Raw genomic sequence first — 26,832 nt, 5'->3', positions numbered from 1 at the left:
GAATGACCGCGATGTCCAAGTTAAACCCGATTCTGGCTTCCTCGGCGCACAGCGCCGAGGCTTACCGCCAGGCGATCGCGCAGAGCAGTGAAGCCGTCGTGCAGTGGCTGCAACAGCCCGAGATGTATCAGGGCAAAAGCGTTGCCGAACTGCGCGAGCGCATCAAGCTCGACTTCACCCCGCAAGGCCTGGGCAACCAGGCGGCGATCGATCGCGCCATCGAGTACTTTTTGAAAGACAGCCTGTCGGTTCACCACCCGCAGTGCGTGGCGCACCTGCACTGCCCGAGCCTGGTGATAAGCCAGGCCGCCGAAGTGCTGATCAACGCCACCAACCAGAGCATGGATTCCTGGGATCAGAGCCCGTCGGCCACGCTGATCGAAATGAAGCTGATCGAATGGCTGCGCGCCCAGGTTGGTTACCAGCCCGGCGACGCCGGGGTGTTCACCAGCGGCGGCACCCAGAGCAACCTGATGGGGCTGATGCTGGCGCGCGATGCATTCTTCGCGCGTCAGGGCCACTCCGTGCAGCAGGACGGCCTGGTGGGCGATCTGCGCAAGCTGAAGGTGTTCTGTTCTGAAAATGCCCACTTCTCGGTGCAGAAGAACATGGCGCTGATGGGCCTCGGCTATCAATCCGTCACCCTGGTGAAAACCGATCGCTTCGCCCGCATGGACGTGAACGATCTGGCGGAAAAACTGGCGCAGGCCAAGGCCAACGGCGAGCAGGTGATGGCGATTGTCGCCACCGCCGGCACCACCGACGCCGGTGCCATTGACCCGCTGCGCGACATCGCGCGGCTGGCGGCGCAGCAGCAGATTTGGGTGCACGTGGATGCGGCCTGGGGCGGCGCGCTGCTGCTTTCCGAGCAGTACCGCGACTACCTGGACGGCCTGGAACTGGTGGACTCCATTACCCTGGACTTCCACAAGCAGTTCTTCCAGACCATCAGCTGCGGCGCCTTCCTGCTGAAAGACGAGCGTCACTATGAGCTGATGCGCTATCAGGCGGCCTACCTGAACTCCGAGTTCGACGAAGCGCAAGGCGTGCCGAACCTGGTGTCCAAGTCGCTGCAGACCACCCGCCGCTTCGATGCGTTGAAGCTGTGGATGGGGCTGGAGGCGCTGGGGCAGAAGCAATACGCCGAGATCATCGATCATGGCGTGACGCTGGCGCAACAGGTAGCGCGTTACATCGCCGATCAGGAATCGCTGGAACTGGTGATGCAGCCGCAGCTGGCAAGCGTGCTGTTCCGCTACCGTCCGGCGCAGCTGGCGGCGAACGGCGACGCGGCCGTCGCCCTGTTCAACCAGCGCATCGGCGACGCCCTGCTGGAATCAGGCCGCGCCAACGTCGGCGTGACCGAGTTCGATGGCGTAACCTGCCTGAAGATGACGCTGCTGAACCCGATCGTGACGCTGGAAGACATCAAGCTGTTGCTGGCGCTGGTCGAGAAAACCGCGCAGCAGCTGCCGGCGTAACGCCGCGCAGTGTGCCACTCAAGCCGATAACTTGCGTTATCGGCTTTTTTATTGCTCATCAGATCGCAGGAGACGCAGCGTTTACGCTGATATACTGCATCAAACGCCTTCTCTCATTCCAGCGCCACAGGATACGCACGCATGACCGACCCTGATTTCAACCTGTTGATCGCGCTCGATGCGCTGCTGACGGCGGGCAGCGTCGTCGGCGCCGCACGGCGTCTCGGTTTAAGCGCTTCGGCGATGAGCCGCACCCTCAACCGGCTGCGCGCGGCCACCGGCGATCCCCTGCTGGTGCGCGCCGGCCGTCATATGGTGCTGACGCCCTATGCCGAAACGCTGCGCGAGCGGACGCGAAATACGGCATTCGAAGCCCGTGCGCTGCTGCGCCCGGCGCAGGGAGCATTAGATCCCGCCGAGCTGGATCGTACCTTCACGCTGCGTGCCAACGACGGCTTCGTCGAAGCCTTCGGCCCGGCGCTGATCGCCGCCGCTGCCGAACAGGCGCCGCGGGTGCGGCTGCGCTTTGCGCCCAAGCCGGAGAAAAGCGACCGCCCGCTGCGTGAAGGGCTGGTCGATCTGGAGATAGGCGTGCTGGGTGACATGGGCCCGGAAATCCGCCTGCAGGCGCTGTTCCGCGATCGCTTCGTCGGCGTGATGAGAACCTCACACCCGCTTGCGCCGCAGCCGGAGATCGGCGCCGCCGACTACGCCGCCTGCGGCCACGTGGTGGCCTCGCGCAGCGGGCGCATTCTCGGGCCGGTAGACGCCGCGCTGGCGGAGCTGGGGCTGACGCGCCAGATTGCCGCCGTGGTGCCGAGTTTTCCGGCCGCGCTGGCGGTGGCGCAGGCCTCGAACCTGCTGGCGCTGTTGCCCGCCTCCTTCCTGCACGCTCAACCGGCCGACGGCCAGCTGCGCGTCTTTGAGCTGCCGGTGAAAACGCCGCCTATCACCGTGTCGCAAATGTGGCATCCGCGCCTGGACGCCGAGGCGGATCACCGCTGGCTGCGGCAATTGGTGCTGTCGGTCTGTCGCCAGCGCGTGCAGGAACCGTTTCGCGAATAGTGACAATGTCACTAGATTTGCATTACTGACGTCGAGTGATCCAGCCAACGGCAAAGCCCCCATACCCTGAGGGTTGTTCCCCCTCGCGCGATGGGAGAACATAGCGTTCACGATGCCTGACTCAGTGAAACGCTCATGACGCTTCCCCCTCTCTGGCCGGTATTCGACGGCCATAACGACCTGCTGCTCAACCTGTGGCTGCAGCACGACGACGATCCGGCCGCCGCCTTCTATTCCCGCGTCACGCCGGGCCACCTCGATTTCTCCCGCATGCGGCGCGGCGGATTTTTCGGCGGACTGTTCGCGGTATTTATTCCCCCGGTCAGCTATATCGCCCAGATGCGCAACCAAACGCAGGACGAGGCACAGGCCGCCTTCGATCCGCTGGCGATCGCCGAACGGCAGATCGCCATCCTGCAGCAGTTGGAGCAGGCTTCTCAGGGGCGGCTGCGCATCTGCCGCACCGCCACCGAGATAGAACAGTGCCGCCTCAACCGGCAAATTGCCGCGGTGCTGCATATCGAAGGTGCCGGCATGATCGACGCGGAGCTGACGCAGCTGGAGGCCTTCTACCGGCTGGGCGTGCGCAGCATCGGGCCATTCTGGAATCTGCCGAACGCCTTCGGCACCGGCGTCAGCGGGCCGTTCCCGGGCTCACCCGATACCGGCCCCGGCCTGACGCCGGCCGGCGAGGCGCTGATCCGCGCCTGCAACCGCCGCCGCATCATGATCGACGTCTCGCACATGAACGAGAAAACCTTCTGGCAAACCGCCGCGCTGAGCAACGCGCCGCTGGTCGCCACCCACTCCAACGCCCACGCCCTCTGCCCCCAGCCGCGCAACCTGACCGACGCACAGCTGGGCGCCATCGCCCAGAGCGGCGGGATGGTCGGCGTCAATTTCGGCACCGCCTTCCTGCGTACGGACGGTAAACGTGACAGTGCAACAACCGGCTTAACAGAAATTGTTAAACACGTTGAGTATTTGATCGCTAAACTTGGTGAAGATCGCGTGGGATTTGGCTCTGATTTTGACGGGGTCAACGTACCGCAACCGCTGGAGGACGCCGCTGGCCTGCCGCGCCTGACGCAAGCGCTGGCGCAGGCCGGGTTCGATAACCGGTTGCTGGAGAAGCTGACCTGGCGCAACTGGCTGAACGCGCTCACCGCCGCCTGGGGTGAATAACCCGGTTACGCTTTAAAGGTTGCGATCTCCGTCACATTTCGCCAACATTGGGCCGGCCGAATGCGAACGTTTCTCATTGGGTTCGACTTATTACGATGCATGCAAAGGAGCACCGCTATGACTACCTGGACTAAACCTGAGTTTGTTGATCTGCGTCTGGGGCTGGAAGTGACGCTGTACATTTCCAACCGTTAATCGCCCGTCTGCCCGCCTTTCGCGCGGGCATTTCTTTCCTTCTTTTCTGGTTTAGACATGCAGATAAAAGTTCTCGGCTCGGCGGCGGGCGGCGGCTTTCCCCAGTGGAATTGCAACTGCGACAACTGTCGGGGCGTTCGCGACCACAGCATCAGCGCCACGCGCCGCACGCAGTCCTCCATCGCCGTCAGCGACGACGGTAAAAACTGGGTGCTGTGCAACGTTTCCCCGGACATTTGCCATCAGCTGCTGGCCTCGCCCGAATTGAATAATCCCGAGGTGCTGCGCGGCACCGGCATCGGCGCGATCGTGTTGACCGACAGCCAGATCGATCACAGCGCGGGCTTGCTCAATTTGCGCGAGGGCTGCCCGCATCACGTCTGGTGCACCCCTGAAGTGCATGACGATCTCAGCACCGGTTTCCCGGTATTTCCCATGCTCTCACACTGGAACGGCGGCCTGATTCACCACCCGGTGACGCCCGGCGAGCCGTTCCGCACGATGGTCTGCCCGAACGTGCGCTTTACCGCCATTCCGCTGCTCAGCAACGCGCCGCCCTATTCGCCGTTCCGCGATCGCCCGATGCCGGGCCACAACGTGGCGCTGTTTATCGAAGATACCGCGCGCGGGGTGGCGCTGCTGTACGCGCCGGGCCTGGGTGAGCCGGACGAGGCGCTGCTGCCGTGGCTGCGCCGCGCGGACTGCCTGCTGATCGACGGCACGCTGTGGCGCGACAACGAGCTGGCCAACGCCGGCGTGGGCCGCAATACCGGCAAGGACATGGGGCATCTGGCGCTGGCGGAAGAACACGGGCTGGCGGCCCTGCTCGCCACCTTGCCCGCCAGGCGTAAGATCCTGATCCACATAAACAATACCAACCCTATCCTCAATGAAGACTCGGTAGAGCGGCAAAGCCTGACCGCCGCCGGCATTGAAGTGAGCTGGGACGGCATGAATATCGAACTGTAGGGAACCGCCATGACGCAACCACTGCCCCTGACTCCGCCGGCATTTGAAGCGGCGCTGCGCGCCAAAGGCGCTTATTACCATATTCACCACCCGTACCACATCGCGATGCACAACGGCGAAGCGACCCGCGAACAGATCCAGGGCTGGGTGGCCAACCGGTTCTACTACCAGACCAGCATTCCGATCAAAGACGCGGCGATCATGGCCAACTGCCCACAGCCGGAAACCCGCCGCAAATGGGTGCAGCGCATCCTGGATCACGATGGCTACGGCGGCAGCGAAGGCGGCATCGAAGCCTGGCTGCGCCTGGGCGAAGCCGTCGGGCTGCAGCGCGACGCCCTGCTCTCTGAAGAATTGGTGCTGCCGGGCGTGCGCTTCGCGGTGGACGCCTACGTCAATTTCGCGCGCCGCGCCTGCTGGCAGGAAGCGGCCTGCAGCTCGCTGACCGAACTGTTCGCGCCGCAAATCCACCAATCGCGCCTCGACAGCTGGCCGCAGCACTACCCGTGGATCGACGCCGCCGGCTACGACTATTTCCGCAGCCGCCTCGGCCAGGCCAACCGCGATGTGGAACACGGCCTGGCGCTGGCGCTGGACTATTGCGACACCGTAGAAAAACAGCAGCGCATGCTGGAGATCCTGCAGTTCAAGCTGGACATTCTGTGGAGCATGCTGGATGCCATGAGCATGGCCTATACCCTGAACCGCCCGCCTTACCACAGCGTGACCGCCGCGCGGGTATGGCACAACCAGAGGCTGGTGTAATGACGCTGAACCCTGAACACACCCCCGTCTTCCGCCGCGGCTATCGCCTGCAATGGGAGCAAGTGCAAAACAGCCACGTGATCCTCTACCCGGAAGGCATGGCCAAGCTGAACGACAGCGCCGCCGCCATCTTGCAACTGGTCGACGGCCACACCACGCTGAACGGCATCATCGCCCTGTTGAGCGCCCGCTTCCCCGGCGCCGAAGGGCTGGCGGAAGACGTGCTGGAGTTTTTCCAGCGCGCCTACGAACAAAAATGGGTGACCTTCCGTGACTGAAGCGCGCGCGCCGGCGGTGAACCCGCCGCTCTGGCTGCTGGCGGAGCTGACCTACCGCTGCCCGCTGCAGTGTCCGTATTGCTCCAACCCGCTCGATTTCGCCGCGCAGGAAAAAGAGCTGACCACCGCGCAGTGGATCGAGGTGTTTCGCCAGGCGCGGGCGATGGGCAGCGTGCAGCTCGGTTTTTCCGGCGGCGAGCCGCTGGTGCGTAAAGATCTGCCCGAGCTGATCGCCGCCGCGCGCGAGCTCGGCTTTTACACCAACCTGATCACCTCCGGCATCGGCCTGACCGAGAAGAAGCTGCAGACCTTCGCCGATGCCGGGCTGGACCATATCCAGATCAGTTTTCAGGCCAGCGATGAAACGCTGAACGCCGCGCTGGCGGGCTCCGCCAAGGCGTTTCAGCAGAAGCTGGCCATGGCTAAGGCGGTCAAGGCGCTCGGCTATCCGATGGTGCTCAACTTCGTGCTGCATCGCCATAATATCGGCCAGATCGACCGCATTATCGAACTGGCGATCCAGCTGGACGCCGACGACGTCGAGCTGGCGACCTGCCAGTTCTACGGCTGGGCGCACCTCAACCGCGAGGGCCTGCTGCCGACCCGCGAGCAGATCGCCGACGCGGAAGCGGTGGTGAAACGCTACCGCGAACGCATGGCCACCGACGGCAAGCTGGCCAACCTGCTGTTCGTCACGCCGGACTACTACGAGGAGCGCCCCAAAGGCTGCATGGGCGGCTGGGGCGCCATCTTCATGAGCGTAACGCCGGAAGGCATGGCGTTACCCTGTCACAGCGCCCGTCAGTTACCGATCGCCTTCCCGTCGGTGCTGGAGCACGATCTGCAGCATATCTGGTACCACTCGTTCGGGTTTAACCGCTATCGCGGCTATGACTGGATGCCGGAGCCGTGCCGTTCCTGCTCGGAGAAAGAGCAAGACTACGGCGGCTGCCGCTGCCAGGCGTTCATGCTGACCGGCAACGCCGACAACGCCGATCCGGTGTGCGGCAAATCGCCCCACCACGGCACCATTCTGGCGGCGCGGGAAGCGGCGAATCGCTCGCAGATCGGTATCGATCAGCTGCGTTTTCGCAATCAGGCCAACTCTCGTCTGATTTTCAAGGGTTGACGATGACACCCGCCGCCGCCTCGTGGCAGCTCGACAACGGTTTGGCCGTCAAGGCGATAAGCGATCCTGCCGCCGCGGGCGCCGCCGCGCTGGTGCGCATTGAAGCGGGCAGTTTTCAGGCGCCCGTCGCCTGGCCGGGCCTGGCGCATCTGCTGGAGCATATGTTGTTTCGCGGCAGCGCGAACTACGGCGTGCAAGATGGTCTGATGGCCTGGGTCGCCTCGGTGGGAGGCCGGCTGAACGCCACCACCCAGGCCTCGCAAACCGCCTTCTTCTTCGAGGTGAGCGCAGACCATTTGGCGCCGGGGCTGGCGCGGCTGAGCGATATGCTCGCCGCCCCGCAGCTGGCGGCCGAGGCGATCGCTCAGGAGATTGAGGTCATCGACGCTGAATATCGCCTGCTGCGCGCCGATGTGGAAACCCGCTGCGAAGCCGCGCAGCGACAGATGTTCAGCGGCCTTGACGCAATGCATCGCTTTCATATCGGCAGCCGCGCCGCCTTCGGCAGCGATATTTCCGCGTTGCAGCTGGCGCTGCGGCAGTTTTATCAGCGCTATTTTCGCGCGCCAAACCTGACGCTGTGGCTGCAAGGCCCGCAATCGCTGGCGCAGCTGCATGCGCTGGCCCAGCGCTACGGCAGCCGGCTGCCGGCGGGCAACGGCTCACCGCACGAGAGCTCACCGCCGCTGACCGCTGCGGAAGATTACACCCTGACGCTGCCCGGCACGCCGCAGCTGAGACTGGTGTTTGCCCTGCCGCGCTCCCATTCGCGCGGCTGGCTGCGGCGGCTGGAGCGCCTGCTGCTGGACGAAGCCCCCGGCGGGCTGCTGGCCCGGCTGCGCGCTCAGGCGTGGTGCGATGCCGTTCGGCTCGATTATTCGCGCTGCAGCGAGAACAACGCGCTGCTGAGTTTTATCTTTACCGTCAATCACGGTTCAGCCGCTGAGGCTGCCTGCATCGAAAGCGCCCTGCTGGCGTGGCTGCAGGCGCTGCAGGTGCTGACACCGGCCCAGCTTGCGCATTACGAGCGGCTGGCAAATCGCGATTTCCACCGTTTGGCGCCGCTCGACCAGCTGCGTGCCAGAGCGTTTGGGCTGCCGCCGGCGGAGCCGAACGACGATTGGCCACGGCATATTGCGGCGTTGATTAGCGCGCCGCGCCGTCGCCTGGCCGTGCGGCCCGAAGGCGGCGGTGAAACCCGTGAAATTCAAGGGCTGCCGCTGGCGCTTGGCCCCTTCGCCGGCGCCGCGCTGACGGCTACGACTGAACCCTTCCGCTTTTTCTCCTCCTCGGCGGCCCTGCCGCCCCCGACATTGCCTGCCGGCCTGGCGCCGGTGCGGCATCTGCGCCCCGACGAAGCGCAGCCGGTGCTGCTGCTGCGGCCGACGCCGTCCAGCCCCTTCAGTGATGCACAGGCCTACGGCTTACAGGCGGCGCTGCGCGCCGGGGCGGCCGAACTGGCGCATCGGGAAGGACATTTAAGCTTCGAACGCCACCAGGGTGCGTGGCTGCTGCAGCTGGCGGGCAGCCCCGCGCTGCTTTGCCACGGGCTGAGCGAGGTGAACCGGGCGCTGGCGGCGTTGCCGTCGGCCATTCTCAACGAGGCGGCGAGAAACCTGCGCCATACGCAGTTGCAAGAGCAAAACGACATCGCCATTCGTCGCCTGCTGGCCCAATTGCCCGCGGCGCTCAGCGCGCCGACAGCAACAGCGGTGCAGTGGCATGCCACCTTAGTCGGCGGCGATGGCGAGTTAAAACGGCAGCTCTCGCACCTGCTGTACGACTTCCCCTATCCCGTGGCCGCCGAGCCGCCGCTGCCGATATATCAGCATCATCGCCCCGTCACGCTGACGGAAAGCGGCGCCGAACACGCCTTGCTGCAGTTTTACCCGCTGCCGAACGGCGAAGCCGAAAGCCGTTGGGCGCTGCGCGTGCTGGCCCAGCTTTACGCGCCGCGCTATTTTCAGCGGTTGCGCGTGGATCGCAACGTGGGCTACGTGGTGCAATGCGCCTTCCACCGCTGCGCCGATGCCGAAGGCCTGCTGTTCGCGCTGCAATCCCCAACGTTCAACGTTGAACAGCTGCGGCAGTTAACCGACGAATTCTTACTACAGATGCGTCATGAGCTGGCGCACGTGGGCGCAAACGAGCTGGCGCAAACGCAACAGGCGCTGCGGCAAAGCGTGCAGCGCCTCAGCGCCGAGCCATTGCAACGCGCCCGCGAAATCGCCCTGGAAAATCACGCAATCATTGCCGCCGAGCCCATGACATTGACGCAACTGGCCTATTGGCAGCAGCGGCTATTCGCCGCAGGCTGATGTTGCGTCGGAGCCAACCCGACGCAATATAAACGTAGCGAAACAACTAATAACCAGAGGGAGATATATCTCAATAATCGTGTTCCCTCCTGTAAGAACTACTTCGGGAAATTACTTGAATAACAGCATGTTGATTAATCGCCTAACCGACGCCCTCCTTTTCTTTTTATGGCAGGCATATATTCTTCGCTTTTTCATTCTTTTAAACTCATAAGCTAGCGATATATAAAACACCATGAGCAGCAACATTAATATAACAATCATAAGTTAGCCCAAATCCATTTAGCCATTTCATACGATTATTATCTAATTTAATAAATTAAAAAATTAGAAACATCCTGTTCTAAAAATTACTTTATCATATCACTCAAACCGGCCTTTTATGCTGGCCGGGATGCAGGAGAATTATAATTGCACCGCCCAGTTAGCCCGTCGCGAACAACACAATGGGTAGGCGATACCGGTCAGCACCATGCTGATCACCCAGGAAATGTCTGCACCCGGGATCAGATTGGCGTAAGGGCCGGAGAAGAATGCGTTCTCGACGAAAGGCACCTGCACCGCAATACCGCCGAAATAAACGCCGAGCGCGCGGGTGTTTAGCAGGCCGTAGCGCCCGCCGTCGGCGCTGAAAATGGCCGAAATGTCATAGCGTTGGCGGTTAAGCAGGTAAAAATCAATCAGGTTGATCATGCACCAGGGGATCAGCACCGAAATCAAGGCAAAAATCAGGTTCAGGAACAGATGAACGAAGTTGGCCGAGGCAACCAGCGCCACCCACACAGCCCCCAGCAAAATCAGCGCCGAGAACAGCGTGCGTATACGCGCATTCGGCATCCACTGCGGTAAGAAGGTTTGTACCGCAGTGATGAGTGAAAGCACCGCGCCGTACAAATTCATCGAGTTATGGCAGATGATGTTGATCAGAAACAGCACCATCAGCACCGGCCCCAGCCCTCCCGTCGCCTGGCGCACCGCCTCCATGGCATCGTCGCTGCCGGCGACCAGATTGACCGCCACCACGCCGAACACGAAGGCCAAAATGGTGCCGCTGCAGGCGCCCAGGTAGGTATACAGGAAGGGTTTGGCAATGCCGACTTCCGCCGGCAGGTAACGCGAATAGTCTGACGTGTAGGGCGAGAAGCTGATTTGCCAGACGGCGCCGATGCAGAACGTGGCGAACCAACCGGCAATGCTGAACGATCCCCGCTGCCAAAAATCCGCCGGCAGCGGTTGAGAAAACATCAATACCAATCCGAGAATCAGCGCGCTGCCCATCACCCAGGCGCCGATTTTGTTGATCTTGTGGATGAAACGGTAGCCCACCACCCCGATCAACGTTGCCAACACCGCGCCAATCACCGTCGCCACGCCCATGTTCAATGACGGGATGACGTTATGGATGACCTTGCCGGAAAGCGTGATGTTGGAAATAAAGAACCCCAGATAGATCACCGTGGCGAACACGATCACCAACAGCGAGCCGTAGCGGCCAAACTGCGCCCGGCTCTGCACCATTTGCGGTATTCCGACCTGTGGCCCCTGGGCAGAGGTCAGCGCCAGAAAAATACCGCCGAACAGGTGGCCGGCGATAATCGCGCTCAGCGCCGAGAGAATATTGAGATGAAACGTTTGTGTGGAGATCGCCCCGGTCACGACCGCCAGCGGCGCAATATTGGTGCAAAACCACAGGGTAAACAGGCTGCGGGCATGGCCATGACGCTCCCCGGCGGGAACAAAATCTATCGACTTGTCTTCAATAAACGCGGTCTGCTCTGGCTGAGAGTTCATATATCCCCCGGTTAACGTGGATTATTATTTTTTACAGCGTGTTAGCGTGCGAATAGGTCGAAAAAAGCGTGCGTCTGCCCCGGCGACATTGCGGTCGCCTGCATCAATGCGATGAAAACGGGGCTGCCGGCGCGATCTGAAATCGCGCCTGATTGCGCTGACTCAGCGCATGACAAAGGGATCGTCTATCGGATCGTCGCTGGTGCGCAGCCACACCGTTTTGCTGGTGGTGTATTCCAGCGCGGCGTCAATCCCGCCTTCGCGGCCAAACCCCGACTGGCCGTAGCCGCCAAACGGCGCCAGCGGCGATACCGCTCGATAGGTATTCAGCCACACCACCCCCACCCGCAGGCGACGGGTCACCCGATGCGCGCGCGTCAGGTTCTGCGTGAAAATGCCGGCCGCCAGGCCATAGGCAGAATCATTGGCCAGCTGAATAGCCTCCGCTTCGTCCCTGAAGGTCAACACCGACAGCACCGGGCCGAACAGCTCTTGTTTCACGCACTCGGCGTCGGGTTGCGCGCTGCAATCGACAATCGTCGGCGGGTAGTAAAAGCCCGGTGAGTCGATCGCCGCGTGGCCAATCACCAGTTTTGCCCCCTGCTCCAGCGAACGGCTGACGATGGCGGCGATCCGCTCTTGCTGCTGCCTGGTGCAAAGCGGCCCGAACTGGGTGTCCGGGCGATCCGGCGGCCCGATGCGGATGCTGCGCACCTTCTCCGTCAGCCGGGCCAAAAACGCGTCCTTGATGCTTTCCGCCACCAGCAGGCGCGAGCCGGCTACGCAGCTCTGGCCCGACGCGGCGAAAATGGCCGCCACCTGCGCATTCGCCGCGCTGGTCAGATCCGCATCATCGAAAACGATAAACGGCGATTTTCCGCCCAGCTCCAGCGAGGTGCTGGCGAGGTTTTCCGCACTGCCGCGAACGATGTGCTTCGCGGTTTCCGCGCCGCCGGTAAAGGCGATGTGGTCTACCTGCGGATGCGCCGTCAGCACCGCACCGCATTCGGCGGCAAAACCGGTGATCACATTGCATACGCCGCGTGGAAAACCGGCCTCGTCTATCAGTCTGGCGAACGCCAGCAGCGGCGCCGGCGCGGTTTCCGCCGCTTTGACCACCAGAGTGCAGCCGGCGGCGATCGCCGGGCCGATTTTCACCGCCGCAAGAAACAGCTGGCTGTTCCAGGGCACGATCGCCGCCACTACCCCGATCGGTTCGCGACGTACCCAGGTTTCCATGTCGGCTTTGTCGATCGCCAGCACGCTGCCTTCCATCTTGTCGGCCAGGCCGGCGTAGTACCGGTAGTATTCCGCCACATAAGCGATCTGCGCCTGGGTTTCCCGGATGATCTTGCCGGTATCCAACGTTTCCAGCCGCGCCAGCTCGGGGGCGTGCTGCTCCAGCAAGTCGGCCAGCCGCAACAACAGCTTGCCGCGCGCGCCGGCGGTCATATCGCGCCACTCGGCCCCCTGGAAAGCCCGGTGCGCCGCCGCAACGGCGCGATCCACATCCTGCGCGCGGGCTTCCGCCACCTGCGCCCAGGGTTCGCCGCTCGCCGGGTTGATCGAGTCGAAGGTGGCCGAACCGGCGTCAAACCGGCCATCGATGTAGAGTTTGAACGATTCCATTAGCGCCTCCGTCAGTGAAATTCCGGCATCACGCAGCGAATGAACCGCTCCAGAGAGGCCTTTTTACGCGCAAAGCTCATGCCGCTGTCGATCCACAACGCAAACTCGTCATACCCCAGCGCCTCATATTTTTTCAGCCGCGTAATGACCTCATTGGCGGTGCCGATAGCCAGGTTGGTGCGCATCATCTCGGCGGAGTAATAGGTATTGGCGGCGATCTCTTCGTCGCTCAGCGGCTGAATCAGCCCTTGCCGCACCGGCCGCTGGTTCTTGAACCAGGCGCCGAAGTAGTGGTAGAAACGGTTGAGCTCTTCCGCCGCCAGGCGGGCGTCCGCCTCATCTTCCGCTACGTAGCCATGCTGCAATAGCATGATCTTCAGCGGCTGCTCGGCGGCGAAGCGTGCACGCGCCTCGTTGAAACAGGTCACCAGCCGCACGATCTCCTCTTCCCCTTGATGCAGTGGCGTAACCTGAACGTTGCAGCCGTTTTGCACCGCAAATTCGTGGCTGTTGGGATCGCGCGCCGCCACCCAAATCGGCGGATGCGGCTGCTGTTTCGGCAGCGGCGACGAGGTGGTCGCCGGGAACGACCAGTATTCCCCCTGATGGGCATAGTCGCCCTGCCACAGTTTTTTCACCGCCGGGATCAGCTCGCGCATGCGCTGCCCGGCATCCCAGGCGGTCAAACCGGGCATCAGCCGTTCGTATTCATAGGAATAGGCGCCGCGCGCGATGCCCAGCTCCAGCCTGCCGCCGGTGATGATGTCGGTCATCGCCGCCTCGCCCGCCAGACGGATCGGGTGATTGAACGGCGCAATGATGGTGCCGGTGCCGAGCCGCACCCGCGAGGTGCGCCGGGCAATGTCCGCCAGATTGATGAACGGATTCGGCGCAATGGTGAAATTCATGCCGTGGTGCTCGCCGGTCCAGATGGCGTGCATGCCGCCGCGATCGGCGATTTCACACAGTTCGATCATCTCCTGGTAGAGCTTTTCCTGCGGTTCGTCGGGTAACGTTCGTTCCATATGCACGAATAAAGACAGTTTCATCACACTCTCCCGTTCAGCCTTAACCGGCGAATTGCTTGATGGCACCGCTGTGCTCATCGCCATAATAGATACCGTAATTGCCCACGGCGTTTTCTTTGACGAACCGGCCCAGCATCGATCGCAGCGCCGGATCCTTGATCGGCAGCCGCGCCAGCGTCGGCATGTCGAACCATTCCGCCGCGCTCAGCTGCGGCGTCAGGCTGCCGGCGTCGGTCGGCAGCGCGCACAGGAAAACGATGTGTTGCTGGTGCTTTTGGCGGTCGTCATAGACGGAATAGACGAAGCCCGGATGGGCATTAATGCCCAGCTGTTGCAGCAGCTCCCCCAACGTTTCGCTGACGCTGCGTTTCTCCACCGCGCTGGACGGCAGTTGATAGCCGCCGTCATTTTGCCGCACCATCACGGCGTGCCCTTCAAACTCGATCAACGCGCTTACCACCACCTGCGGCCCGCCAATCAGCGACTGCGCGTTTTGATAAGGCGTGAAATAAGCGCCGCGGTAATACCCCAGACCGGCGGTGGCGTTGGACTCGAACCCTTCGACCTGGCCGATCAGAATGGCATGGTCGCCGGCGTCCACCACCTGATGCAGCGAGCAGTCGAACCACGCCGAACTGTTATCGATCAGCGGCACCCGTGACGCGCTCCAGCGCCAATCGATCAGCGCAAAGCGGTCTTCGTTCTTTTGCGCAAAAATGGTTGAAGCCTCTTTTTGCTGTTCCGCCAGAATATTGATGGCGAAATGGCTGCACTGGGTAAAATGCGCCAGATTCGCCGAACGTTTATCGATGCTCACCAACAGCAGCGCCGGATCCAGCGACACCGACGAAAACGAATTGGCGGTGAAGCCAATCGGCCGCCCCTGTTTGTCTACCGAGGTCACAATGGTGACGCCGGTCATAAAGGCGCCGAAAGCGTCGCGTAACTGCCTGCGTTTATCCGCGTCCATTTGCTGCTCCTAAAGTCAAAGGTTGCTCTGAGGTCAGAAAATCAAGCATCAGCGCGTTGACGCGTTGCGCATCGGTCAGACTGACCATGTGTTTGGCGTTCTCAATGATTACCGCGCGCCCGTTCGGTGCGGCCTGCGCCATTTGCCGCGCCATCTCCGGGCTGGAATTGGCGTCGTGCTCGCCGGTCAGCACCAACACCGGGCAGCGGATAAGGTGCCAACGCGGGGCATACACCCGATCGCCGGTAGCAAACGCCTGATAGGCGCGGGCATAACCCGCTACGTCCACCTGTTGCAACCAGCCGCCCACCTGCCGGCGCAGACCCTGTTCGGCGGGATCGGCGCCAAACCACCGGCTCAGCGGCGAGTCGAGCTGCGTCTGGCCGCTGGCCAACGCGCTGGCGCGTTGCGCGACCGCGGCGCTGGCCTTTGCTGAGCGCTGAAACACGCCGCTCATCACCACCGCGCGATTGACCCGCTCCGGATAATCGATCGCCAGACCGGCGGTGATCAACGCCCCCATCGAGTGCCCCGCCACCGCCGCGCTCGGCGCGCCCAGGGTGTTTAAGAAGGCCGCCATCCAACGCACGTAATCCTCCAGCGTCGCGGCGTGGGCGAAGCCTTCGCTTTCTCCGTGGCCCGGCATATCGACGGCGATGACCCGAAAGTGCGCGCTGAGCGCATCGAGCTGGGGATACCAGGCCTCCGCGTTCATGCCTACGCCGTGGATCAACACCAGCGGCTCGCCACGCCCGGCCTCCAAATACCCCACCCGCAGAGCGGGTTCAGACAGCTGCCGGATTGTTCTGATCATGGCCCAGCTCTTTCAGATCCAGATAACGATTGCCAATGCGGTGGTGCGGCCGCCCCCCCAGCGCCGCGCCCAGTGCGATGACGATTTCATCGTCGCAGGGCGCGTCGTTGATGTTGAACTGAAATGTCAGGTAGTGCTCGCGGCTGCCTTCGTCGTTTTTCCCCATCATAGGGATCAGGATCGGCGCGTTGGCCGGCCCGCGGGTATTGTTGAACGCCAGATAGCTCTTGCCGTTGACCGCCGAGCGGTAGTGGTTGCCGAAATGCAGCGTGTGGATCAGCGCCGAGGCATGTTCCAACTCGCCGCCCAGCCCCACCACCGCGCTTTTGCCGAAGGCTTCCACCCGCTCGCCGGAGCCGGCTTCTTTGAGGATCAAACCGGTCAGCAGCTCGCCCAGCACCGGCGCCATTTCTCGAATCTTTGGCGCCAGATCCTCGACAAAGCCTTGCCCGGCCCAGGGGTTTTTGATCACCGCCGCCGCCGCGATCATCACCAGCGGTTTGCCGGCCGATTTGCCGCCGTCGGCGTAGAGGGTTTCTGTGGAAACCAGGGTCTTGCGGATGTCTTGATGCATAAGGGACCTCGAAAAGTAAATCAAATGTTAATCAGATGTCGCGAGTCGAGGGTATAGCATCGGGCAGATTGGCATGTCAAAATTTGGTATACCATAATACGGTATTCTTATTTTCACTTGAGGCGGTAGAGCACATTTGAAAATAACAGCGGTTAATCAATGCATTAGTAAATTTTCGTGGACTTTGGCAGGGAATGAAACGCCGGCCACAACCGCGTCCGCTCAGCACCCTGTGCCCGTGCCGCAGCCGTTGAGCCAGCGGCTATCGGCACCGAAAAGCGGTTTTTTTAGGCTATCTTTCGATTTTGTGAGCTGCGGCAACATTCACCGTTTTGGCGATGCGGCGCGAAATCGGCCGCCGTTGCTTTGCAGGTTGGAAAGATGTTAATAGTACCGGGCAAACGGGAATTCGCGTCGTTATCCGGATTAATGATGATCCACAAAAAATAGAGACAATTATGGTTCAGGCGTCATTGAAAATTGAGAATGCACCGGTCACCTTGCGCGAATTGGCATTGGCGAAAATTAGGCAGGCGATTATCTCAGGGTATTTTCAGGCCGGCGATCGTTTGGTGGAACGCAGCCTGTGCGAGGAGCTGGGCGTCAGCCGCAGCGTGGTGCGCGAGGTGATCCGTTATCTCGAAGCGGAGGGGCTCATTGAAACGCTCGGCAAGAAAGGGCCGATTGTCGCTATTCTGACCTGGGAAATTGCCGAGCAGATTTATACTATTCGCCTGCTGCTTGAACAGGATGCCGCTCACGACTGCGCCCTGAAAGCCGGGCCGGAAGATAAAAAGAAACTGCATGAAAAATTAATTGCGATTAATCAGGCGTCGGCCGGGCAGGACGATATTCAGCGCGTTGAAGCCTCGCAGGCCTTTTATGAAACCATTTTCCAGGTGGCCCATCACGCCATTGCCTGGGAAATCGTTCAACGCCTGAATAGCCGCATCAGCCGCCTGCGCGCCCTGACCCTGAAAACCCCGGAGCGCCAGCTGGCCGGTTTCGAGCGCATGACGCGCATTTATCACGCCATCGAACAAAACAATCCGACGCAGGCCAGGCAAGAAGTCATCGATCACCTGACCGAGGCCGCCGCGCTGGCCAAGCGCATTCTGCAACAGGAGTCCTGAGATGCCCGCTTACTGGATCGCCCATGTTACCGTGAAAGATCCGCAGCAATATCAGCATTACATGGATTTGGCGCCCCAGGCGTTTCGCCAGTTCAACGCCCGTTTTCTCGCCCGCGGCGAACAGGCGCAAACGCTGGAAGGCCCATCGTTTGTGAAACATGTGCTGATCGAATTCGACGACTACGCCACCGCGTTGGCCTGCTACCATTCGCCGACCTATCAGTTGGCGAAACAACAGCGGCGCCACGTGGCGGAAGCCATGATTACCATCGTCGACGGCTTGCCGCCCGCCCATTAAAAAGCCCCCGCCGTTACGGCGGAGGCTGGGTGATGTGAGGCGTGATAACCGCGTTCAGAAGCGCCGGGTCAGGCCGGCGTTTTCCGCTAGTTATTTCTCTTCAGGATCTTCCCAGTTTCAGCCCAGATCTGGCTGCGATAATGATCGTCTTCCTGAGAGAAGAAAAGTACGGTCAGCCCATCCTTGTCCAACAGCGCAATGCCATCGGGAGCAGGACGCCACGCCACAGGCTCTTGCGGCAAGACGTCGGGCGTGCAATCAGATAAAAATTTCAGGCTATAGCCGCCGGCCGATTCCACACTCTCCGCGTTGAGCTGCACAACACAAGACTTTGATTTATCACTGACCGTCCACTGCCCGGATAGCGTTTCGGCGGAAGGTAACACCAGACTGCTTGCCATAGAGGCTCCTGAAAACAAGAAAATTATTCCGACAAGAATAAATTTGCACATAGCTGGCCCATGCGAAACGGTGGGCATCATCGCCCACCGTTGCCGTTTTACACGATAAAGTCAACAGCGACGTCGGCCTGCCCGACGATGTGCACCAGGAAGTCTGGATTTGCACCGCCATGGATATTGAAGGCCAATTCACTCAGATTGCTCTGGGTATCATAGGATACCAGCGCCTCACCGGCCTGCCCGCTGAAATGATCGACAAACTGAATGAAATCACTGCCTTTAGCGCCCTGGTTGAAGAAGGACAGATCGATCTTGTCCTTGCCTGACTCAAAGTCCCAAATGGTATCAGGAGCCCGAACAGGCGAGTCATTCACATCAGAGAAGACAAAAATGTCGTTGCCTTGCCCTCCCCATAATTGATCCTGGCCCGCTCCACCGTAAATGACATCGTTGCCGGCGCCGCCTTTGAGCGTATTGTCTGCGTGATTCCCAACAATGACGTCATTACCTGAGCCCCCTATCGCGTTTTCGATGGTGACGCCAGCGGCGATGGAAACATTCCCTTTTAATCCCCCGACGTCGGAGAAAGCGCCTTCGTTCAAGTTGATACGTTGATTTTGGCTATACCCCGAGAAATCAAGGGTATCATTACCGCCTGCATCCCAAACAGACATCACCAGTTTGTCGTGGCTGTCGTTGAGCGTATAGAAGTCTCGGCCTGTATTTGAATTAAACCCGTAAACGGTGTCGCCGGTTCGGGTGGTCATATTGGCGCCGTAAAGATGCTGGATGGCCGCGATATCATCAACCAGCGGCGCAGCGGCATAGTAATGGCCATGATCCGCGTTGGTAATGGATTCATTCCAGTAACTCATTACGCTAAACTGCCGGGTATCTTCGGCGTAAACTGCCTTGGTATAATTTGGGCTGCCTTGCCCCGCATTATAAGTGCCCGGGTGATCTAACCCGAGAGTATGGCCAACTTCATGGGTAATGGTTAAGCGGCCGTAATTACCTAGCTCAGGATGCAAATTTTCGGAGTGATTCTTAATGTTGTACCAACTTTGCCCATCAGAATTGAACCCCCTGTAATCATTGCCATTATATGAGAACGGTTTCAAAGCATACGCTTGTCCTGTCCCCTCATAATTGCCAAAGGTAATATTGGAGGGTTGGCCTGCGGCAACTTCGACAAATTTGATGTTGGCAACATCGGCCCAGGATTGCAAAGACAGCTTCGCCTGTTCTTGTTGCTGTTGCGTGAACGCGCTCAGCCCCGTATCACGTTCCGGGGAGCGGTGGCCCAGGTTCAGTTCGTTATAATCCCAATCCGGGAAGGAATAGGTCACCGTCGCCTCTTTTCCCGTGACGTGCACGCCATTCCAGGTTTTATCGCCGCGCGCGATCTGCAACCCCGCCTGATTTATGTCATAAGACGGTTTGTTATTTATCGTCAGACCATTTCCGCGCTCATGGTAGTGAATAAGATCGTTAACGCTGTCCCAACCCGTTTCGTTTCCATTCATGGTATTACCCATAACTTTCTCCACAAAGTAGCTAGTATTGCTATGACATCCGAAATGTCCCTTGGGGATAATCAAGATCCTGAGAATAGCGATCACCCGATACGCCCCACTCTTTTTGCCTATCCCTTTACAATTGACTTTTAACTACCCGATGCCTCCTTACCCATGATTGAGAACTGATGCAACTGCGTGAGATCGCGATATGTCCGTGCAAAATGCACGGAAATAATAGGCGCATTGATCCGGCAAGGGTTTGATTCCAGAGTTTGCGCGTTGAGGCTAAGTTGAGATGCCGCTCAAAGGGGCGGATGACAACGGCCGTTCGATACCTTGTCTCGTTGCCAGAGACCACAGCAGACGTGGTCTCGTGTTGTGACCGTTGCCGGTTATCCGAACCGTTACCCGAAGAAAATTACGTGAATGCATTTGCGCCACCATCCAGTTTTGCTAATGATTATCATTCGCGAGGCTATCTCACACGTAAGCAAAGTGTCAACAGATGAAACAAAACATTTCTTGATTTGCATCATGATTTTTTCGCTAAGCCCCAGTGAACGGGCGATGACGGGCGTTGCAGAGTGCATAAAATGGCGTTTATCACCGTCTGGACTGGGGTTTTTGTCAGTGTTACCGCATAGAGCAGGCAGAATACCGTTCGGAAGTACATCATGGCGACTGAACATTTGGCCACAGAGAAACATCAGGAATGATTAATTTTCACGGCAATAACGCGGCGTGGTCCGATTACTTATTTTTCGCTGCAATATAAGGGATGCTTATAAATAACAGGAGTATTCCTAATGCGTTCACGCGGGATGTATTCCATGCTGGCGGGCCGATTTTTAGCCGCGCCCGCTGGCTATTCCCATTTTAATTGGCAAGACTATATTGAAAGAAGCTCTGCCCTAGAGCGAGAATATGGGTAATTTTCCGAGGAAATATCGCATGACCCTGTTGCCCAAGCAGAGCAATAACAAAAATCCGATTGATCTCTATGGCGAAATCGTAGACGACTTGCCCGGCCTGATTTGCTTCGGCAACCGCCTTGGCGGTTACTTCAATAAACAGTGGCGCGACTATACCGGCGCCATCGCCGGTGAACACGGCGCCGCCGACTGGCTCGATGCCCTGCACCCCGACGATCGCGAGCGGCTGGCCGCGCAATGGCGCCAGGCGATCGTGGCCCTTTCCTCGTTCGCCGGCGAAGCCCGCCTGTGCGATCGCAGCGGCGCCTACCGTTGGTTTATGCTGGCGTTCAACGCCCGGCAGGACGGCATGGCGCTGGAGCTCAGCTGGTACCTCACGGCGACCGACATCCATCCGCAAATGCTGCAGCGCCAGCAAAACGTTCAGGCGCTCTCTATCCAGCAAGACATGCTGGACGCCAGCGTCGACTGCATCAAAGTGATCAATCACGACGGCACGCTGCGCCACATGAACCGCTCCGGCAGCCTGGCCCTTGGCCTTGATCCGGCGCAAAAAGAGTTTGGCATGCCCTGGCTGGGACTGCTGTCGCCCGAGATCCGGCGCCGCGGCAGTAAGGCGCTGCGCAGCGTCAGAGCCGGAAAGAATGCGCGCTTCACCGGATTGAGCGTGACGCCGCAGGGTAAAAAACAGCACTGGGACAACATTCTCACGCCGGTCAGCGACGAACACGGCGCCGTGGCCGAGATCTTGTGCGTCTCGCGCGACGTGACTTCACAGCGCGTGATGGAACAACGTCTGTTGCTCGCCAGCGAATATGACGAATTGACCGGCCTGCCCAACCGGCGCCTCTTCAAGAAAAAGCTGAAGCAAGAGATGAAGCGCGCTCTGCACGGCAACAAGTCCCTCGGGCTGATGCTGTTGGATCTTGACCACTTCAAGCTGGTGAACGACACGCTGGGCCACGCGGCGGGCGATCATCTGCTGCGGATCTTGGGTAAAAGACTCAGCGCCTGCATGAATGCGCACTCGTTTGTCTCCCGCCTCGGCGGCGACGAGTTCGCAGTGGTGATCAGCGACGTCGAAAACGAGCAGGATATTTTCCGCATCGCCAACAAGTTTCTGCTGCAGCTGGAGACGCCGATCACCCACGGCGGCAAGACGCTGCATTGCGGCATGAGCCTCGGCGGCGCCATCTATCCCAAAGACGCGCGCGACGCTTCAGAGCTGATGAAATGCGCCGATACCGCGCTGTATGAGCTGAAAGACGGCGGCCGCGGCGGCGTCTATATGTTCGACCGCAAAATGATGGACAAAGCGCGCGCCCGCGCCAGCCAGCTCAACTACGCACGCCAGATCGTGCGCGACAACTGCATCCGTCCCAGCTACCAGCCGAAGGTCTGCCTGACCGACGGCAGCATCGTCGGCTTTGAAGCGCTGCTGCGCTGGCACTGCCCGATCAACGGCGTGCAGCTGCCGGCAACGGTAAGCGAGGCGTTCAACGACTACGAGCTGGCGACCAAGATCAGCGAGGCCATGCAGCTGAAGGTCTTCGCCGATATCGCCCGCTGGCGCGCGGCCGGCGTGGCGGTGCGGCCCATCTCGCTGAACGTGTCGCCGATCGAGTTTTTACGCGACAACTACGCCGAAACCTTCCTGCAGCGTCTGCTGAAGTTCCACATTCCCCACCCTCTGATCGAACTGGAAGTGACCGAACACGCGTTCAACAAGCACGGCTCGAAGTACGTGCTGCGCGCGCTGCAAATGCTCAAGGAGATGGGCATCCGCATCGCGCTGGACGATTTCGGCACCGGCCACTCCTCCTTCAGCCATATCATGGATTACCCGCTGGACTGCATTAAGCTGGACTGCGACTTCGTTCAACGGATGAATACCGAACCGGCGATCCTGGCGATCGTGGAAAGCATCGGCATCCTCGGCCAGAAACTGTCGATCGATATCATCGCCGAGGGCGTGGAAACCGAGCAGCAGCGGCAAACGCTGTGCGAAGCCGGTTTCCATATTGGCCAGGGTTATTTGTTCAGCCGGGCTGTGGAATCCCAGCGGGTGCCCGAGCTGCTGCAGGCGATGCCGCAACTTGTCGACGGCCGTTAAGCGCCCCGCCGTTCGCCGAACGGCGCCAGCTGCATGCCGACCAGCGTCACCACGCAGATGAACGCCCCGGCGTAGAAGGTGGAGGCGGAACCGAACAGCTCCCACAGGGTTCCGGCCCCGAGACTCGCCAGCAGCAGCGCCACGCCGCTGATCAGATTGAACATGCCGAACGCGGTGCCGCGCAGGTGCGCCGGCGCGGTATGCGCCACCATCGCCGCCAACAGTCCCTGCGTCATACCCATGTGCACGCCCCACAGCGCCACGCCAAACAGCACCCCGCCCCAATGATCGCTCAGCGCCAACACCACATCGGCGGCGATCAGCACCAGCAGCCCGGCTTTCAGCAATCCTTCATGGCTCATGCGATCGGACAGTTTACCGAACGGATAGGCCGAGCAAGCGTAGACCAGATTCATGGCGACCATCACCAGCGGGATCAACGCCAGCGGCGTGCCGCCCTGCTGCGCCTTCAGCACCAGGAACGCTTCGCTGAAGCGCGCCAGCGTGAAGACGGCGCCGATACCCACCACCCACCAATAGCCGCGCCCCAGCAGCCGCAGATTGGCGCGGGTGATCGGGTTGGTGCGCTTGTGGGTTATCGCGGCGGCCGGCTCTTTCAGGCCAAAAAACAGCAGCGCAATCGCCAGCGCCGCCGGGATCGCCGCCACCCAAAAGATGGCGCGAAAATCGTTGTGCCACAGCAGCATCAGGCCGACGGCCAGCAGCGGCCCTAAAAAGGCACCGACGGTATCCAGCGACTGGCGCAGCCCGAAGGCCGCACCGCGAATCTCCGGCGGCGTCACGTCGGCCACCAGGGCATCGCGCGGCGCCCCGCGGATGCCTTTGCCCACGCGATCCAGCAGGCGCGCGCTCATCACCATGCCGGACGACGACGCGATGGCGAAAAACGGTTTGCTGATGGCGCCCAGCCCGTAGCCCAGCAGCGCCAACCCTTTGCGCTTGCCGAGATAGTCGCTCAGCACGCCGGAGAACACCTTGACGATCAATGCCGTCGCCTCCGCCAGCCCTTCGATCAGCCCGATGACGATCACGCTGGCGCCGAGCGTCGTCGCCATAAACAGCGGCAGCAGGCTGTGGATCATTTCCGAGGAGACGTCCATCAGCAGGCTCACCCCACCCAACACCCACACGCCGCGCGGTATGCGGCCCAACGTAGCGAAACGCGACAGCATGGTTCATCCTCGAGAGATTCAGCGCCACCGGCGGCGCTTCATGACATTTCCAAGATTGGATAGTTGATTTTGTTCGTTCACAGATCTGCCGCCTTTAGAGATAGTGCAACGACCTTGTGACACCCATAATAATGAAGGTAATTAACATAATGATATATAGCAAAAAGATGATTGTGATGGCGGCGCTGCTGAGCTTTTCCGCCGCGGCCGCGCCAGGGGTGGATCTCGTCGCCAACGAAACGCCGATCCACACGGTGAAGAGCGCCGAAGCCGTGGCCAAAATCCCCGCCGATTTCAAGTTCGTGGAACCCGGCACGCTGACGGTGGCCATTTCCCTGCTGGACAGCGGCCCGCCGTTCGGCCTGTACGCCCGCGACAATAAAACGGTGATCGGCAGCGAGGCGGACATCGCGCGCCTGGTGGCCGACGGCTTGGGATTGAAACTCAAACTGGTGCCCACCTCGTGGGAAGACTGGCCGCTGGGGGTGGCCTCCGGCAAATATGACGCCGCGGTTTACAACATCACCGTAACCAACGAACGCAAGACCAAATTCGATTTCGCCACCTATCGCCAGGATACGCTGGGGTTCTACGTCAAATCCGACAGTAAAATCACCCAGATCAACACCGCGCCGGATATCGCCGGTAAAAAGATCATCGTCGATTCCGGCACCAATCAGGAAGCGGTGCTGCTGGCCTGGGACAAGGAGAACCGCGCCAAGGGGCTGGCGCCGCTGCAGCCGGTGTATGTCACCGACAAGGCCGCCTCCACGCTGGCCATTCAGTCCGGCCGCGCCGACGCCACCTTCGGCCCCAACGTCTCCGGCGCTTATCAGGCGCGGCTGACCGGCAAAACCCGGCTGGTAGGCATCGTGCCCGGCGGCTGGCCGAAGACCGCCAACATCGCCGTCACGCTGAAGAAAGGCAATGGCCTGGTGGATGCGGTGCAGGCATCGCTCAACAGCGCCATCGCCAACGGCAGCTATCTGCAGGTGCTGGATCGCTGGGCGGAGAGCGACGAGAAGATCACCCATTCGGAGATTAACCCGCCGGGGCTGGGGGATTGAGAGAGCAACAGGCTCCGCGCAGCGGGGCCTTATCGCCGCTCAATCGAGAAGTGTCATTCCGCCGCCGCTTTCTGCCTTCCCAGCTTGCGGTACAGCGTGCTGCGCGAAACGCCGAGCGCCTTGGCCGCCCGGCTGAGGTTGCCGCCCGCCCTGTCGATCGCCGCCTGCAGCGCCTCCAAGCCGGTATCGGCGCTCTCCTGGCGCGGCGCCAGCACCGCGATGGACTGCGGCAGATCGTCCAGAGTGAGCACCGCATGATCGTCCGCCAGCGCCAGCAGCACCTTGAGCGTACTCAACAGCTGCCGCACGTTGCCGGGCCACGGGTAGCGCGCCAGCATCGCCAGCGCTTCCGGCAGCAGGCGAATGTCGCGCCGCTCACCGCCCAACTCTCGCCACAGCTGCATAATAAAGGCCTCCAGCTGCGCCCGCTCTCGGAGCGGCGGAATGAGCAGGCTGTATTCCTGTATGCGGTACAGCAAATCCTCGCGAAACGCCCCCGCCTCAACCTGCCGATGCAGATCGTGGTGCGTGGCGCAGACCAGCGCAAAATCGACCGGATAAGCGCTGCGGCTGCCGAGCGGCGTGACCGTTTTTTCCTGTAACACCCGCAGCAGCCGCGTTTGCAGGCCCGCCGGCATGTCGCCGATTTCATCGAGGAACAGCACGCCGCCGTCCGCCTCGCGGATCTTGCCGATATAGCCTTTCGGGTTGGCGCCGGTAAACGCCCCCGGCGCATAGCCGAACAGCTCGGATTCGATCAGCGGCTCGGGCAGCGCCGCGCAGTTGATCGCCACGAAGTTGCCGTTGCGCCAGCGGCTCTCTTGAAACAGGCGTCGGCTGAAGTGCTCTTTACCGCAGCCGGTTTCGCCGGTCACGCACAGCGAAAGGCCGGCGTTGAGGATCCGCAGCGCTTTCTGATGCTGCTCGTCATGCCATTCCGCCGGCGGCGTGGAACGCAGGGCGCTGACGCGGCGCTGCGGCGCCTCGAGCAGAGAATAATAGTGCCGTTGATTGCCGGCCAGCGTCTGACGCGGCGCGCCGGAGGGCTGTCGCAACAGATCGGGGAACAGCTGGGCGAACTCGACGGAGCCGAATGCGGCCGGCGAGAGCTGAAACTCCATCATCGCCAGCCGATTGGCGGCGACCAGCACTTCGTCGTGAAACACCAGCAGCAGCTCCTGCGCGCTGCCCAGACGACCGGCATCGGCGTGCAGGCGCAGCGTCCAGTGACGATCGGCGATCGCGCTTCTGACCCAGCGGTGTTCGATATGCCGCACCGCCTGCATGATCAGGCGCTGCGCATCGCGATACGGCCGCTGCGCGGGGGCGGAGAGATCCAGTATGCCGGCAATGCGGCCATCCGGCCGATAGATCGGCGCGGCGGTGCAGTTCAACCCGGCGTTTTGGTTGAGGAAATGCTGGCCGCCGCGCACTTCGCAGAACGCGCCCAGCGCCAGCGCGGTGCCGATGGCGTTGGTGCCCCGCTCCGCTTCTCCCCACTGGTTGCCCGGCGCCAGCGCAAAGCGCGACGCCTTGTGCAAAAAGTCGGTATTGCCGCGGGTTTCCAGCACCAGCCCGTCGGCGTCGGCGATCACCACAATGGCGGGCTGGCGCGTAATTTGCGCGCCCAGCTGCTCGATCAGCGGCTGTACCCGTTGCGGTACCCAGTCGTTGCGGCTGCGCAGCTCTTCGAGCAGTCCGGCTTTGATAAACGGGATATGGCGATCGGCGCGCGTCAGGCCGTAGCCCCGGCTGCGCTGCCAGGATTCCGCCAGCGGACTGGCGCCCTCGGTGGGCAAGCGGTCGTCAGGCAACATGCGTTTCTCCCCCGTTTGCGTGTGTTGCAAACATGTATCACAGATGTGTATCAAGCGTTGCGACACGGGACACAAAAAAACACCGACGGCGGCGGAATCGCCCGATTCGCTAAGCCACATCATTTTTTAACACGCTAATAAATAAGCCCTTTTTATCATCATTCTCG

23 protein-coding genes are annotated in these 26,832 nt (G+C 60.9%); 13 read left to right on the top strand and 10 right to left on the bottom strand.

Translation table 11 applies throughout. The features are described from left to right. Positions 1-11 precede the first annotated feature (11 nt). From SSARUM2_RS12190 to pqqF, 9 genes are all read left to right on the top strand, one after another. Positions 12-1,481, top strand: a complete 1,470-nt coding sequence (locus SSARUM2_RS12190) for an aspartate aminotransferase family protein (protein WP_033638493.1) — start codon at positions 12-14, stop codon at positions 1,479-1,481. Between the two features lie 141 nt (positions 1,482-1,622). Further along, positions 1,623-2,546: a LysR family transcriptional regulator gene (locus SSARUM2_RS12185; protein ID WP_060438659.1), complete on the top strand. Its 924-nt coding sequence runs from the start codon at positions 1,623-1,625 to the stop codon at positions 2,544-2,546. Positions 2,547-2,681: 135 nt separating this feature from the next. Further along, entirely contained in the window at positions 2,682-3,731 is a 1,050-nt protein-coding gene (locus tag SSARUM2_RS12180; RefSeq protein ID WP_060438660.1) for a dipeptidase, read from the top strand. A 117-nt stretch (positions 3,732-3,848) separates the two neighbouring features. After that, complete coding sequence (gene pqqA / locus SSARUM2_RS12175) at positions 3,849-3,926, top strand: pyrroloquinoline quinone precursor peptide PqqA (RefSeq protein WP_004937827.1); 78 nt, start codon at positions 3,849-3,851, stop codon at positions 3,924-3,926. 57 nt (positions 3,927-3,983) lie between these two features. Beyond that, positions 3,984-4,895: a pyrroloquinoline quinone biosynthesis protein PqqB gene (gene pqqB, locus SSARUM2_RS12170; RefSeq protein WP_033653177.1), complete on the top strand. Its 912-nt coding sequence runs from the start codon at positions 3,984-3,986 to the stop codon at positions 4,893-4,895. A gap of 9 nt (positions 4,896-4,904) precedes the next feature. Continuing rightward, complete coding sequence (pqqC, locus tag SSARUM2_RS12165; protein ID WP_033634535.1) at positions 4,905-5,660, top strand: pyrroloquinoline-quinone synthase PqqC; 756 nt, start codon at positions 4,905-4,907, stop codon at positions 5,658-5,660. Further along, on the top strand, positions 5,660-5,938 hold the full coding sequence (gene pqqD, locus SSARUM2_RS12160) for a pyrroloquinoline quinone biosynthesis peptide chaperone PqqD (protein ID WP_033653178.1): 279 nt from the start codon (positions 5,660-5,662) through the stop codon (positions 5,936-5,938). The genes pqqC and pqqD overlap by 1 nt, the downstream gene beginning before the upstream one ends. Continuing rightward, the gene (gene pqqE / locus SSARUM2_RS12155; protein ID WP_060438661.1) at positions 5,931-7,067 is read left to right on the top strand and encodes a pyrroloquinoline quinone biosynthesis protein PqqE; all 1,137 of its coding nucleotides are present in this window, start codon (positions 5,931-5,933) and stop codon (positions 7,065-7,067) included. The genes pqqD and pqqE overlap by 8 nt, the downstream gene beginning before the upstream one ends. Before the next feature lie 2 nt (positions 7,068-7,069). Then, the gene (pqqF, locus tag SSARUM2_RS12150; protein WP_060438662.1) at positions 7,070-9,385 is read left to right on the top strand and encodes a pyrroloquinoline quinone biosynthesis protein PqqF; all 2,316 of its coding nucleotides are present in this window, start codon (positions 7,070-7,072) and stop codon (positions 9,383-9,385) included. Positions 9,386-9,790: 405 nt separating this feature from the next. Here the strand turns inward: pqqF and SSARUM2_RS12145 are convergent, their stop codons facing one another. The 6 genes from SSARUM2_RS12145 to SSARUM2_RS12120 form a co-directional block, all read right to left on the bottom strand. Continuing rightward, on the bottom strand, positions 9,791-11,176 hold the full coding sequence (locus tag SSARUM2_RS12145) for a cytosine permease (protein WP_033648302.1): 1,386 nt from the start codon (positions 11,174-11,176) through the stop codon (positions 9,791-9,793). Between the two features lie 162 nt (positions 11,177-11,338). After that, a complete protein-coding gene (locus tag SSARUM2_RS12140) occupies positions 11,339-12,805 on the bottom strand; it encodes an aldehyde dehydrogenase (protein WP_033655043.1) in 1,467 nt (488 codons plus the stop codon). An 11-nt stretch (positions 12,806-12,816) separates the two neighbouring features. Next, positions 12,817-13,854, bottom strand: a complete 1,038-nt coding sequence (locus tag SSARUM2_RS12135; protein WP_033648300.1) for an LLM class flavin-dependent oxidoreductase — start codon at positions 13,852-13,854, stop codon at positions 12,817-12,819. A gap of 19 nt (positions 13,855-13,873) precedes the next feature. Continuing rightward, positions 13,874-14,803 carry a flavin reductase family protein gene (locus SSARUM2_RS12130; RefSeq protein WP_049235070.1) on the bottom strand — a complete coding sequence of 310 codons (930 nt, stop codon included), beginning with the start codon at positions 14,801-14,803 and terminating at the stop codon, positions 13,874-13,876. Then, positions 14,790-15,617 (bottom strand): alpha/beta hydrolase, encoded by an 828-nt coding sequence (locus SSARUM2_RS12125; protein ID WP_048321561.1) that lies wholly within the window; start codon positions 15,615-15,617, stop codon positions 14,790-14,792. Before SSARUM2_RS12125 ends, SSARUM2_RS12130 begins: the two co-directional genes overlap by 14 nt. Further along, on the bottom strand, positions 15,589-16,191 hold the full coding sequence (locus SSARUM2_RS12120; protein WP_049235069.1) for an amino acid synthesis family protein: 603 nt from the start codon (positions 16,189-16,191) through the stop codon (positions 15,589-15,591). Before SSARUM2_RS12120 ends, SSARUM2_RS12125 begins: the two co-directional genes overlap by 29 nt. A 338-nt stretch (positions 16,192-16,529) precedes the next feature. Here SSARUM2_RS12120 and SSARUM2_RS12115 point away from each other — a divergent pair, with 338 nt between their 5' ends. Continuing rightward, a complete protein-coding gene (locus SSARUM2_RS12115) occupies positions 16,530-17,324 on the top strand; it encodes a GntR family transcriptional regulator (protein WP_223181988.1) in 795 nt (264 codons plus the stop codon). Position 17,325: 1 nt separating this feature from the next. Next, on the top strand, positions 17,326-17,622 hold the full coding sequence (locus tag SSARUM2_RS12110; RefSeq protein ID WP_060451565.1) for a DUF1330 domain-containing protein: 297 nt from the start codon (positions 17,326-17,328) through the stop codon (positions 17,620-17,622). A gap of 86 nt (positions 17,623-17,708) precedes the next feature. On the opposite strand, the gene SSARUM2_RS12105 is transcribed toward SSARUM2_RS12110, so the two are convergent. Both SSARUM2_RS12105 and SSARUM2_RS12100 read right to left on the bottom strand, forming a co-directional pair. Beyond that, the gene (locus tag SSARUM2_RS12105; RefSeq protein WP_033648294.1) at positions 17,709-18,023 is read right to left on the bottom strand and encodes an AprI/Inh family metalloprotease inhibitor; all 315 of its coding nucleotides are present in this window, start codon (positions 18,021-18,023) and stop codon (positions 17,709-17,711) included. Positions 18,024-18,121: 98 nt separating this feature from the next. Continuing rightward, positions 18,122-19,561 (bottom strand): serralysin family metalloprotease, encoded by a 1,440-nt coding sequence (locus SSARUM2_RS12100; protein ID WP_033648293.1) that lies wholly within the window; start codon positions 19,559-19,561, stop codon positions 18,122-18,124. Between the two features lie 933 nt (positions 19,562-20,494). Between SSARUM2_RS12100 and SSARUM2_RS12095 the strand changes: the two genes are divergently transcribed. Then, complete coding sequence (locus SSARUM2_RS12095) at positions 20,495-22,588, top strand: EAL domain-containing protein (RefSeq protein ID WP_060452654.1); 2,094 nt, start codon at positions 20,495-20,497, stop codon at positions 22,586-22,588. On the opposite strand, the gene SSARUM2_RS12090 is transcribed toward SSARUM2_RS12095, so the two are convergent. After that, complete coding sequence (locus SSARUM2_RS12090) at positions 22,585-23,781, bottom strand: MFS transporter (protein ID WP_049235067.1); 1,197 nt, start codon at positions 23,779-23,781, stop codon at positions 22,585-22,587. The two genes, SSARUM2_RS12095 and SSARUM2_RS12090, sit on opposite strands and share 4 nt — an antisense overlap. A 149-nt stretch (positions 23,782-23,930) precedes the next feature. Between SSARUM2_RS12090 and SSARUM2_RS12085 the strand changes: the two genes are divergently transcribed. Then, positions 23,931-24,848, top strand: a complete 918-nt coding sequence (locus tag SSARUM2_RS12085; protein WP_125460736.1) for an ABC transporter substrate-binding protein — start codon at positions 23,931-23,933, stop codon at positions 24,846-24,848. A gap of 53 nt (positions 24,849-24,901) precedes the next feature. On the opposite strand, the gene SSARUM2_RS12080 is transcribed toward SSARUM2_RS12085, so the two are convergent. Next, a complete protein-coding gene (locus tag SSARUM2_RS12080) occupies positions 24,902-26,665 on the bottom strand; it encodes a sigma-54-dependent Fis family transcriptional regulator (protein ID WP_060452655.1) in 1,764 nt (587 codons plus the stop codon). Positions 26,666-26,832 lie beyond the last annotated feature (167 nt).

This window comes from Serratia sp. K-E0102, from assembly GCF_029962625.1.
GTDB lineage: Bacteria > Pseudomonadota > Gammaproteobacteria > Enterobacterales > Enterobacteriaceae > Serratia > Serratia sarumanii.
Note: the sequence above shows the minus strand (reverse complement) of the source record. Positions and strands in the feature narration are given on the sequence as shown.

Excerpts from the sequence above, each read along its gene's own strand:
- SSARUM2_RS12130 (WP_049235070.1), bottom strand. The coding sequence starts at position 14,803 with ATGGACGCGGATAAACGCAGGCAGTTACGCGACGCTTTCGGCGCCTTT.
- SSARUM2_RS12110 (WP_060451565.1), top strand. The coding sequence starts at position 17,326 with ATGCCCGCTTACTGGATCGCCCATGTTACCGTGAAAGATCCGCAGCAA.
- SSARUM2_RS12085 (WP_125460736.1), top strand. The coding sequence starts at position 23,931 with ATGATATATAGCAAAAAGATGATTGTGATGGCGGCGCTGCTGAGCTTT.
- SSARUM2_RS12190 (WP_033638493.1), top strand. The coding sequence starts at position 12 with ATGTCCAAGTTAAACCCGATTCTGGCTTCCTCGGCGCACAGCGCCGAG.
- SSARUM2_RS12090 (WP_049235067.1), bottom strand. The coding sequence starts at position 23,781 with ATGCTGTCGCGTTTCGCTACGTTGGGCCGCATACCGCGCGGCGTGTGG.
- SSARUM2_RS12145 (WP_033648302.1), bottom strand. The coding sequence starts at position 11,176 with ATGAACTCTCAGCCAGAGCAGACCGCGTTTATTGAAGACAAGTCGATA.
- SSARUM2_RS12115 (WP_223181988.1), top strand. The coding sequence starts at position 16,530 with ATGCGGCGCGAAATCGGCCGCCGTTGCTTTGCAGGTTGGAAAGATGTT.
- pqqB (WP_033653177.1), top strand. The coding sequence starts at position 3,984 with ATGCAGATAAAAGTTCTCGGCTCGGCGGCGGGCGGCGGCTTTCCCCAG.
- SSARUM2_RS12105 (WP_033648294.1), bottom strand. The coding sequence starts at position 18,023 with ATGGCAAGCAGTCTGGTGTTACCTTCCGCCGAAACGCTATCCGGGCAG.
- SSARUM2_RS12135 (WP_033648300.1), bottom strand. The coding sequence starts at position 13,854 with ATGAAACTGTCTTTATTCGTGCATATGGAACGAACGTTACCCGACGAA.
- SSARUM2_RS12140 (WP_033655043.1), bottom strand. The coding sequence starts at position 12,805 with ATGGAATCGTTCAAACTCTACATCGATGGCCGGTTTGACGCCGGTTCG.
- pqqC (WP_033634535.1), top strand. The coding sequence starts at position 4,905 with ATGACGCAACCACTGCCCCTGACTCCGCCGGCATTTGAAGCGGCGCTG.
- pqqA (WP_004937827.1), top strand. The coding sequence starts at position 3,849 with ATGACTACCTGGACTAAACCTGAGTTTGTTGATCTGCGTCTGGGGCTG.
- SSARUM2_RS12080 (WP_060452655.1), bottom strand. The coding sequence starts at position 26,665 with ATGTTGCCTGACGACCGCTTGCCCACCGAGGGCGCCAGTCCGCTGGCG.
- SSARUM2_RS12120 (WP_049235069.1), bottom strand. The coding sequence starts at position 16,191 with ATGCATCAAGACATCCGCAAGACCCTGGTTTCCACAGAAACCCTCTAC.
- SSARUM2_RS12185 (WP_060438659.1), top strand. The coding sequence starts at position 1,623 with ATGACCGACCCTGATTTCAACCTGTTGATCGCGCTCGATGCGCTGCTG.
- SSARUM2_RS12100 (WP_033648293.1), bottom strand. The coding sequence starts at position 19,561 with ATGGGTAATACCATGAATGGAAACGAAACGGGTTGGGACAGCGTTAAC.
- pqqF (WP_060438662.1), top strand. The coding sequence starts at position 7,070 with ATGACACCCGCCGCCGCCTCGTGGCAGCTCGACAACGGTTTGGCCGTC.
- SSARUM2_RS12095 (WP_060452654.1), top strand. The coding sequence starts at position 20,495 with ATGACCCTGTTGCCCAAGCAGAGCAATAACAAAAATCCGATTGATCTC.
- SSARUM2_RS12125 (WP_048321561.1), bottom strand. The coding sequence starts at position 15,617 with ATGATCAGAACAATCCGGCAGCTGTCTGAACCCGCTCTGCGGGTGGGG.
- SSARUM2_RS12180 (WP_060438660.1), top strand. The coding sequence starts at position 2,682 with ATGACGCTTCCCCCTCTCTGGCCGGTATTCGACGGCCATAACGACCTG.
- pqqD (WP_033653178.1), top strand. The coding sequence starts at position 5,660 with ATGACGCTGAACCCTGAACACACCCCCGTCTTCCGCCGCGGCTATCGC.